Annotated in this window: 2 protein-coding genes; both read right to left on the bottom strand. The window is 73.1% G+C overall.

Annotated elements, in window-relative coordinates; genetic code table 11:
• The coding region (locus tag APM_RS13000) for an NAD(P)-binding domain-containing protein (RefSeq protein ID WP_007423830.1) at positions 1 to 237 on the bottom strand (237 nt) is incomplete at its 3' end.
• A 45-nt stretch (positions 238 to 282) separates the two neighbouring features.
• Positions 283 to 1,126 (bottom strand): substrate-binding domain-containing protein (locus APM_RS12995; RefSeq protein ID WP_007423829.1); only part of this gene is annotated, 844 nt, incomplete at its 5' end.

The raw sequence follows: 1,126 nt of genomic DNA, 5'->3' as shown, positions 1-1,126 counted from the left end.
CACCGCCTCGGTCTGCTCGGCATTGACGACGACGCTGACGACGATCTCCGCACCGCGCGCGGCGGCCTCGGGGGATGCGGCCGGCGCACCGCCGGCGGCGGCGAGACGGTCGAGATTGGCGGGAACGACGTCGAAGCCGCGGACCGCGAATCCGGCGCGCAGCAGGGCGGCGGCCATGCCGCCCCCCATCGAGCCGAGGCCGATGACGGCGGCCGCCCTGCCCTCGCCCGCGCTCATTGCCGTCCGTCCGCTGAAGCGATGGTCATGCCGTTCTCCTGAATCTCATGTGCTGCCGCCCGCCTCGAGCGTGAAACCGACATCGAGGCGGCGGGTGGTCGGCTCCCGCCCGGCGATCCGGGCAAGGAGCATGGCGGCGGCCTCGCGGCCGATCTGCTTGCGGGGCGAGACGATGGTGGTCAGCGTCGGCGTCGTCAGCGCCGCGATCGGCAGGCCGTTGAAGCCGGCGATGGCGATGCGGCCGGGCACGTCGGTCCCGTCGCGCCGCGCCCGCAGCAGGGCGCCGACGGCCATTTCGTCATTGGCGAAGAACAGCGCGTCGAGCGCCGGGGTGATGGCGAGCAGGTCCGGCAGCGCGTCCCAGCCGACCTGCTGGCCGCCGCCCTGCCCGGCCCCGCCCTCGCGGTCGAACAGCACGACGGCCGCCTTCCCGGCGAGCTGGCGGCGCAACCCGTCATAGCGCTGGCGGGCGCGGTAATCGTCCTTCATGCGCAGGCCGACGAAGCCGATGCGCCGGTAGCCGCGCGCGAGCAGGTGCTCGGCCATCGCGGCACCGGCCCGAACATGCGAGAGGCCGACATTCATGTCGATCGGCGCGCGGCCGGTTTCCATGAATTCGACGATGGGGATGCCGGCGTTGCGCAGCAGCGTCGCGGTGCGCGTCTCGTGCCGCAGGCCGGCGACCATCATGCCCGGCGGCGCCCAGCCGAGCAGGGTGGCGGCCAGCGCCGCCTCGTGCCCGAGATCGTAGCCGGTGCTGCCGAGCAGCATCTGGTAGCCTTGCGCCTCGACCGCTTCCTGGATGCCCTCGATCACCTCGACGAAGACGACATTGGAGAGCGAGGGCACGATGACCGGGATGACGCGGGTGCGCGCCGAGGCGAGCGCG

This window comes from Acidiphilium sp. PM, from assembly GCF_000219295.1.
Taxonomy (GTDB): Bacteria; Pseudomonadota; Alphaproteobacteria; order Acetobacterales; family Acetobacteraceae; genus Acidiphilium; species Acidiphilium multivorum.
Note: the sequence above shows the minus strand (reverse complement) of the source record. Positions and strands in the feature narration are given on the sequence as shown.